Origin of the sequence: Agrobacterium sp. CCNWLW32, from assembly GCF_037083425.1 — a bacterium.
Taxonomy (GTDB): domain Bacteria; phylum Pseudomonadota; class Alphaproteobacteria; order Rhizobiales; family Rhizobiaceae; genus Agrobacterium; species Agrobacterium radiobacter.
In genome coordinates, this window is the sequence record NZ_JBAOJM010000032.1 from 1 (window position 1) to 2,788 (window position 2,788).

General features: G+C 55.5%; 2 protein-coding genes and 2 pseudogenes. 2 read left to right on the plus strand and 2 right to left on the minus strand.

The window, feature by feature from the left end:
• Positions 1-179 (plus strand): annotated as a pseudogene (locus V6R85_RS25945) (IS30 family transposase); the annotation flags it as partial.
• A gap of 84 nt (positions 180-263) precedes the next feature.
• Here V6R85_RS25945 and V6R85_RS25950 read toward each other — a convergent pair.
• Entirely contained in the window at positions 264-431 is a 168-nt protein-coding gene (locus tag V6R85_RS25950) for a hypothetical protein (protein ID WP_166690043.1), read from the minus strand.
• Positions 432-689: 258 nt separating this feature from the next.
• Between V6R85_RS25950 and V6R85_RS25955 the strand changes: the two genes are divergently transcribed.
• Complete coding sequence (locus tag V6R85_RS25955; protein WP_020808108.1) at positions 690-1,184, plus strand: ferritin-like domain-containing protein; 495 nt, start codon at positions 690-692, stop codon at positions 1,182-1,184.
• A gap of 533 nt (positions 1,185-1,717) precedes the next feature.
• Here V6R85_RS25955 and V6R85_RS25960 read toward each other — a convergent pair.
• Positions 1,718-2,433: pseudogene (locus V6R85_RS25960) on the minus strand (IS6 family transposase).
• Positions 2,434-2,788: the final 355 nt, after the last annotated feature.

The window sequence follows — 2,788 nt, forward strand, 5'->3', positions numbered from 1 at the left end:
TTCTCTTCCCTGCCCGCCTTCGCGCGTCAGAGCTTCACCTTTGATCGCGGTACGGAGTTTGCCGCATTCCGGGCTTTCGTTTCCTGCCGCCGGATACAGACCTCAGTCAAATGTCGCAGGCGACGCTTAACGAGTTCACACACATTCTCAACGACCAGCCGAGAAAGTGCCTGAACTAGAAAAATTGGCAGCGCGCGGAGCCGCGGGTCTCCGAGTGCGTCGCGAGCCCACGCAAAAAAGGTCGGCATTCGGCCCAGCAATCTTTAGTGGTCAGCTTCGTCATTCCTATGCGGACATCTCTTCAAAAGTTTTTCAATTATTGCCCTGTCACCACCGTACCGATCCAGCACTTCGACTGCCTTGGCCAAGCTGACAGCGTACTCCTGCTGCAGTTGCTCGACGGTATATTGCCCGGTCTTGTCCTCTCGCATCGTGAGCCTCCTTACGACCCGAAAATGCGATTGCCCTGACATCGGTTCCATCAAAGCTTTCGTCCGAGGGACATACGTCGGTCCGATGGCTTGCTGTTCGAAACCGCCACGCGAACCGGGAAAAATGCACATTAGAGACATCCCGGGAACGGAGTGGGCGGCGGATGTGACCGTCCGTACAGGAGCTGCGGGGAACCAAGGCGGCAATTGCGCATTTGTCCCCTAGAGTAGTCAACAATCGGAAATCGGAGGAACCCCATGAAAACGCTTGCGGACATTTTTGAACACACATTGCAGGACGTCTATTATGCCGAGAACGCGATAACCAAAGCGTTGCCCAAAGTCGCGAAGGCCGCCAAGAACGCCGAGTTGAAGAGAGCGGCCGAAGATCACCTTGCGGAAACAAAGGAGCAGATCAAGAAACTCGATCAGGTTTTCAAATCCATTGGCAAAAAGGCCTCCGGTGAAAAATGCGACGCTATTGAAGGCTTGATCAAGGAAGCAGAAGGTCTCATGGAAGAGGCAGAAGGAACTGCACTGGACGCTGGCCTTCTTGCCGCGTGCCAGGCTGTTGAGCATTACGAAATCGCCCGCTACGGTTCGTTGCGCGAATGGGCCAAAGACCTCGGTCACGATGAAGCACACAAACTTCTGAGCGAAATCCTCGATCAGGAGAAAGCGACGAACAACAAGCTGACCAACCTTGCAGTGACAGCCATCAATAAAACCCCGGCCGCCAGGAAGGCTGCCTGAATCGTGGAAGTACTTGCGACGGTCTCCCCGCTTTTGGGGAGACTTTGTGTGTTCCAGCATCTAGGCGTTATGGTGCAAGCCTTGAGGCTGTCCTTGCTCGCGTGCCTCCTGACTTCTCGAGCCGACGTCTGCCCGATCTTCCGGCGTCCTACCTTCGGGTTGGTCGGCCTTGCGTCATAGTCCGGCAATGCCCGCGCTGCCGCTTCTATTGGTGGGCAACAATCTTTTTTCCAAACCGAAAAAACGTAACGGGCTCGCCAGAGGCACCAGATGGAGCGCAGCAAGGACGGGGGCGATTGGGAACATCTCGGAAAAAAGGCAAGGGGCTCCGCGCCCGCGATCCCCGCGCCTTCCAGTCAGGACATACATAGCCTGCCTTCGATTGCCGGGACTGATGTGACCGATATGCGCTGCAGTGACGGAAATACCGCCCGCCATCAGGCCAAACAGCATGCGGCATGAATGCGGGCGATCTGGCGCCACGGCACCATAAACTTAATGTGCCAAGGGCAAGGTAGTGCGATTTTCCGGGATCAGGCAGTTTGAAGGCGAGCGACGTCACGCCAAGTATCCAAGGCTGCTGTTCGCAGTTCGCGATGGTGAGCGGATGGAATATCGTGGCGGGGAATGTGAAAGAGGTTTGCGATCGGGTCGTGGATGGACACGAAACACTGAAGCTGTCGCGCTGACTTGAAGCGCTTCATGATCCTTTCCCTTCGTCGTACGGGCTGACGGGAGTTCTCCGCCCGATTGTTCAGTCCCTTGTGTGGACGATGCTCGACGCCGGGCATGATCTCCCGCTTCGCCGCGCCGTAGGAGCGCAGCTTGTCGGTGATCATCACACGCGGCGAACCGCTTTGCCCTTTCAGGATCTTGCGCATCAAACGTTTCGCAGCCTTGGCATTGCGGCGACTTTGCACCAGCGCGTCGAGAACAAAGCCATCCTGTTCAACGGCCCGCCAAAGCCAGTGTTTCTTTCCACCCATGGTGGTGACAACCTCATCAAGATCCATTTGTCGCCGAGCCTTCCGGCAGATCGCCTCCGGATATCATTGGCAAAGTGTCTACCGAATTTCTCAGCCCAGAGGCGCACGGTTTGATGAGAGACGATGACGCCCCGCGCTGCCAGCAGATCCTCGACCATCCGCAGGCTGAGCGGAAACCTGAAGTACAGCCAAACTGCAGGGGCAATCACCTCCGCTGTAAATCGGTGGCGACGATAAAGAGGATCACGGTTAAATCTGGTCATGCAGCCAGATCCCACAATTTGATCCATGTCCGGTTAACGTTACGATGCCCTTGAAAGGATCCGAACCGGCGGCCTTGCCTTTGTCATCAAGCTAGCTCGCGAGTTACGTCCAATATCAAGGCCTTAGACGACTCGCGGATGCCAAGTCTCCGGTTACATCATTGGAAATATCCTGAGGAACCAGTGGCTAGCTCTCAGACACGTGCAATCCAAAATTATAGAAGCCGAAACGCTTGCCCCAGAGCCGTCTAAAAAGGGTGAGATTTTCGAGATAACGACGGGCCATTGCCCCTTGATTCCTTCCCATTTGATAATTTATGTTGGCCTTGTTCTCAGGGCGGGGTGCAATTCCCCA

What these genes read in the sequence shown, in the direction of transcription:
- V6R85_RS25950 (WP_166690043.1), bottom strand. Translation starts at nt 431, where the DNA reads ATGCGAGAGGACAAGACCGGGCAATATACCGTCGAGCAACTGCAGCAG.
- V6R85_RS25955 (WP_020808108.1), top strand. Translation starts at nt 690, where the DNA reads ATGAAAACGCTTGCGGACATTTTTGAACACACATTGCAGGACGTCTAT.